This is a genomic window from Mycobacterium sherrisii (genome assembly GCF_002102355.1).
In the GTDB taxonomy this organism is placed as follows: domain Bacteria; phylum Actinomycetota; class Actinomycetes; order Mycobacteriales; family Mycobacteriaceae; genus Mycobacterium; species Mycobacterium sherrisii.
The window spans coordinates 1-4,994 of the sequence record NZ_LQPT01000034.1 but is presented as its reverse complement, the minus strand read 5'-3'; the positions used below and the strand labels follow the sequence as shown (position 1 = coordinate 4,994).

Annotated in this window: 4 protein-coding genes; 1 reads left to right on the top strand and 3 read right to left on the bottom strand. The window is 62.0% G+C overall.

Annotation, left to right across the window (positions count from 1 at the left end; genetic code table 11):
* Positions 1-59 precede the first annotated feature (59 nt).
* The 3 genes from AWC25_RS06640 to AWC25_RS06630 form a co-directional block, all read right to left on the bottom strand.
* The gene (locus tag AWC25_RS06640; RefSeq protein WP_232327406.1) at positions 60-686 is read right to left on the bottom strand and encodes a DDE-type integrase/transposase/recombinase; all 627 of its coding nucleotides are present in this window, start codon (positions 684-686) and stop codon (positions 60-62) included.
* Positions 687-715: 29 nt separating this feature from the next.
* Positions 716-997 (bottom strand): transposase, encoded by a 282-nt coding sequence (locus tag AWC25_RS06635; protein ID WP_069403048.1) that lies wholly within the window; start codon positions 995-997, stop codon positions 716-718.
* 84 nt (positions 998-1,081) lie between these two features.
* Positions 1,082-2,251: an IS3 family transposase gene (locus AWC25_RS06630; protein ID WP_085166521.1), complete on the bottom strand. Its 1,170-nt coding sequence runs from the start codon at positions 2,249-2,251 to the stop codon at positions 1,082-1,084.
* Between the two features lie 1,725 nt (positions 2,252-3,976).
* On the opposite strand from AWC25_RS06630, the gene AWC25_RS06625 reads away from it, so the two are divergent.
* A partial coding sequence (locus tag AWC25_RS06625) for a PPE family protein (protein WP_085166520.1) occupies positions 3,977-4,994 on the top strand: 1,018 nt, incomplete at its 3' end.

The window sequence follows — 4,994 nt, the reverse complement described above, 5'->3', positions numbered from 1 at the left end:
ATCGATTACGGTCAAGAACCGCACGAAAACGGCGTGTCGCAGTTGATCCAATATCACTATTAGCCGGTTAAGAGGGGGCAGCCCGCAGGGATGTAGACCAAGCCGGTCTTGTTCTCGCAGAACCGTTGCAGCGCTTCAGAAACCAACTCCGGACCATTGTCCATCCGCAGCACCTTCGGCGGCCCGCCGGCGACCATGAACGCCGTCTCGAGTTCAGTCACGAGCCGTTCGGCGGTAATCGAGCGCTCCACGATGTTCATCAGCGACTCACGGGTGTGCTCATCGATCATCGAGGCGATCTTGATCGCCTTGCCATCGGTGGTGGAATCGAACTGGAAATCGATCGCCCACACCACGTTCGGTGCGTCGGCCTCGATCGTCGGGACCGAGGACACCCCGGCCCGCTTGCGCGGCGATCGGGCTTTGACCTGAAGGCCCTCCTCGCGCCAGAGCCGGTGGATCTTCTTCTTGTTGACCTCACGGCATTCGTCGTAGCGCAACGCCGCCCAGGCGCGCCGGAACCCATGACACGGGTGTTTGGTGGCATACGCACGCAGCCAGGCCCTCATTGCGGCGTCCGGATCGGCCGGCGTCTGCGCCATCGGTAGCCGGCGGTAGGTGGAACGAGCCAGCCCAACGGCCTTGCGCGCCAACCGCTCCGACATGCTCAACGTGTCCTTGAGCATGTCCACGGCGCGGCGCTTGGCAGCTGGGCTCAGAATTTTCCCTTCGCGACCTCCCGCAAAGCGTCCTTTTCCAGTTCGGACTCGGCCAACAGCCTCTTGAGGCGAGCGTTCTGCTCACGCAGCTCCTTGAGCTCTTTGGCGGCGTCGGTGTCCATCCCGCCGCAGGCGCGACGCCAGTTGTACAGCGTGGCCGGCGACACGCCCAGCTCAGCAGCGATCTCCTCCCCAGTCTTGCCCTCAGCAGCCAACTCGTCCGCGCGGCGCAACTTGCGCGCCATGTCCTCCGCGGAATGCCGCTTACGACCAGCCATGTGTTTCATCGTCCCTTCCAGCCCGACATCGGGCCACAGGACTCTAAAACTTCGCTGATCTGTCCCCGCCGTTTCGAGCCGTGGTTATGCGAGCTGAGGGATCGAATAGGTGGACGTCCAGAGCGTTTCGAACTCTGTCGGGCTGATGTTACCGAGGTAGCTGTGGCGGCGTTCGACGTTGTAGAAGTTGTCGATGTAATCGGCCATCGCGGCGGCCAACTCGATGGTGGTGGCCCATCTGCGGGTGTTGAGAAGCTCGACCTGCAGTCTGGCCCAGAAGGACTCCATGGCCGCGTTGTCGAAGCAGTCGCCCACGGTGCCAAACGAGCCGAGCAGGCCCCATCGTCGCATATTCTCCCCGAAGCTCCAGGACGTAAACTGGGTGCCGTGATCAGCGTGCAGAATCGTTGAACCACTTAGTGTTCGGTTGTCCACGGCCATGTTGACCGCGTTGTTGACCAGCGCGGTGTCAGCGGTCGTAGAGAAGGTACGGGCTACGATCATGCGCGAGAAGCAGTCCAAGATCGCGCAGCAGTACACCTTGCCATCGCGGGCCGGGTGCTCGGTGATGTCGGTGCACCACAATTCGTTGGGCCGGGTGGCGGTGAATCGCCTGTTGATCAGGTCAACCGGGGTGTCGACACCGATTAGATTGGGCTTACGCCGTCCCGGCCGCGGTAGCCCACACAGACCGTGCTCGGACATGATCGAGTTGACCAGCTTAAGGTTGACGTTCATCTCGTAGTCGGCAAGGAGCGCGGCGCGGACTCTCCGGCGCCCGTAGGTGCCGCGAGATCGCTGGTGGATCTCGGTGATCGTGTCGGCCACGATGAGCCGGCGCACCTCGCGGTCTGGGACAGGGCGACGCCGGTGGTATTGCAGTAAGGACCGCGCTAATCCCGTTATCCGGCAGGCGGATCGGGCTGAATGTCCTCGCGCGATCAGCCCTTCAGCGATCGCGCGTCGGCGTTTTGGGGGCACCACCGCCTGCTCACCGAACAGCTCGCAGGCATCGCGGGTCAACGCCAGTTCGGCTTCCAGCGCAGCGATACGTTTGTGAGCGGCCGCCAGCTCGTCGGCCTCCACGCTCGGGGTGCCCTCGATGACTCCGGCATCGATGAGTGCCTGACGTTTCCACCGGAACAGTGTGGCCTGACAGATCCCCGTATCGACCGCCACGGCGGCCACCGGCTCACCCGATCGCAGCCGAGCAACGATTTGCCGGCGCACCGAAGACGAATACATACGGGGCATGTGACCTCCTGATGATCACTCTGCCCTCGACTCTCACAACCGTGGACCTACAACACGGGTACAGATCACGCGGTCTCAATCACGGGGAACACGCCACCGGGGCCGAATCGGTTGAACCCGCACTGAGTCGCACTGGGCGACCAATGGCGTCGCGCGGTCGGCGCGACATCGCAGGACCGGTGAATGGACTGCACCGAGGCGGAGTAATAGTCGAGACTTATTAAAAGTAATCGTCGCGAGTTATCAAGGGCCGTAGTGAATGTCGGCACTCCCAAATAGGCGATTACCCGCGTCAGCAGCGGCTGAATGCGACGCTCTCGATAGTAGGTGTGGTCCATGACCGCAACGTCTCGATGGGGCCGAGCGAGGCCAACCGGCACACTCCATCCGCGGGTGCGATCAGCCGTTAGTTCCTGAGCGAGGGTGTGGATCCGCGCGAAGGTGCGCGGCTCGCAGCCTAATTCGAGACTGGACTTGCGCCTCCTCCTGACGAAACGCATGCCTTACAGCAATATCATGCCGCCGATGGCGAGCAAATCAATGCAGCGGTGCCTACTCGTCCAATTACCAAGCCTACAAACGACTTTCATCTATTTCACAGCTGACAAGTGCTAGCGGACAGCGTTTGGCTGCTGTAAGGTTGCTCACACTATGGAAGTTCGGAGCGGAATTCCGACTCGACGATGGCAGCGTGCCGTCGCGGTAGTCGCTGCGCTCAGCCTGTTCGTCAATCTCCTCACCAGTTCTGCTTTACGACACCAATTTTCGGCAGCAACGCTGCCCGAACCCGCGGCCTGGACACACAGCGCCCCGGATGCCAGTAGGACGCCTGAGCATTCGCTGGCTCATAGCGAGTCCATAACTAAGCCTGATACTCAAGATGCCCATTCATGGCGCGCGTCGCCGCTGAAGAAAAAACCGTTTCACAGTATGTGGATGACTCAGCACCGCCCGGAGTCGGGCACGCGCTTAGACCCTGAATCCCAGCCGCCTGACCTACGGGCCTTATTCGCAGACCTGGTCTTTCGATCTGCCGGCGCGCATACCAGCATGCCCGCGGCTCAATATAGCGATCGACAACGTTTGACCTTCTTCTGCGTGTTGCGTTGCTGATGGAGCAGCGCTAGCTGCCAGATCTCCTCGCGATTGCAGGTGAGGCACCGCAAGGCGGGCTTGCGGGTGTCTCGTGCACCGCCACGCGCTAGCGCCGGGGATCGAACATTGACCAGCTTTCGCTAGCAGAAGTTAACAGTTGCAGTCTATTTCGTGCGTCCCATCTCAGATGGTGAGCCGTGTAGAACTTGTCGTTGCCCTAAAGGGGATAAGAATGGATTTTGGACATTTAGTGCCGGAGATCAGACGCACCCAGAACACGACCGTGCATGCCAGGTCGTCGATGGCGAGTATCTATGGGTGGGCTGCAGCAGCCTCGGTAGACAACTCGCGACGCTTCAATACCCTTGGCCCACATTGCAAATATGGTTGACCTCAATACGCCTGATTGAGCCAGCCGTTACTCGACATGTTCGTTAACCCCTGACGGTTAGCGAATCACCGAGTGACGCAGAGCAGCTCACGTCGCCGACTAATTGCTGTTAGCCGGCGTGAATCGTCAATCCATTAATCCGGAGCGACGTTGTAAATCGTCTGTACTGCAACAGATTCGAATCAATTGTCTAGGCCGTCGCGCTCGCAGCCGGCCAATGAAGCTGTGGAGGTAATAAAATGCTGGACTTTGGGGCCTTGCCTCCGGAGGTCAACTCCGGCCGAATGTATGTGGGGGCGGGGGCGGGGCCGTTGCTGGCGGCGGCGGCGGCCTGGGATGAGTTGGCGGCGGAGTTGCATGCCACCGCGGCCTCGTACGGCTCTGCCATCGAGACTCTGGTGGTCGGGTCATGGAACGGGCCGTCGTCGATCGCGATGGCGGCCGCGGCGGCCCCGTATGTGGAGTGGATGAGTGCGACCGGGGTGCAGGCCGAGCAAGCCGCGGTGCAGGCCAAGCTGGCCGCCGGGGCGTATGAGGCCGCGTTTGCCGCGACCGTGCCCCCGCCGATCATCGCGGCTAACCGCTCCTTGCTGGCCACGCTGATCGCCACCAACATCTTGGGCCAAAACACTCCGGCGATCGCGGCCACCGAGGCCCATTACATGGAGATGTGGGCCCAAGATGCGGGGGCCATGTATGCCTATGCCGCCTCCTCGGCGACGGCCTCCCAACTCACCGCGTTTACCGAACCACCCCAAACCACCAACGGTGCCGGCGCACAGACCCAAGCCGCCGCGGTGGCCCAATCAACCGGCACCTCCACCAGCCACGTCGCCGCTAAGTTGTCTCAACTCGCCACCAGTAGCGGGATCCAGACGGTCGCAACTGGCCAGCAGGCCGCCACGTCGTCGGCCGCCGCGTCGTCGACGGGGTTGACGGTGCCCTCGGCCATCACCAACTGGAACACCATCTGGTCGGCCATCACCGGCGTATTCTCGCCCCAGTCGTCCAGCACCATCCCGGGTGGACCGTTCCTGACGTTCGGTCAGGGCTATGCCTTTGGTCTCAATGGACAGGGCGCCGGGGCGTATCTGTCCGGGCCGAAGGCGATTTCGGGCGCGCTCGCGCCGCTGACGCGGGGTGTTGCGGTCGGTCCAATATTCAGTTCTGCCGTCGACGCGGTTCCGGTGTCGGGGTCGATGGGCAAGGCCGCCTTGGTGGGCAGCATGTCGGTGCCCCAGGGCTGGACCGAGGCCG

Excerpts from the sequence above, each read along its gene's own strand:
- AWC25_RS06640 (WP_232327406.1), bottom strand. The coding sequence starts at position 686 with ATGCTCAAGGACACGTTGAGCATGTCGGAGCGGTTGGCGCGCAAGGCC.
- AWC25_RS06635 (WP_069403048.1), bottom strand. The coding sequence starts at position 997 with ATGGCTGGTCGTAAGCGGCATTCCGCGGAGGACATGGCGCGCAAGTTG.
- AWC25_RS06630 (WP_085166521.1), bottom strand. The coding sequence starts at position 2,251 with ATGCCCCGTATGTATTCGTCTTCGGTGCGCCGGCAAATCGTTGCTCGG.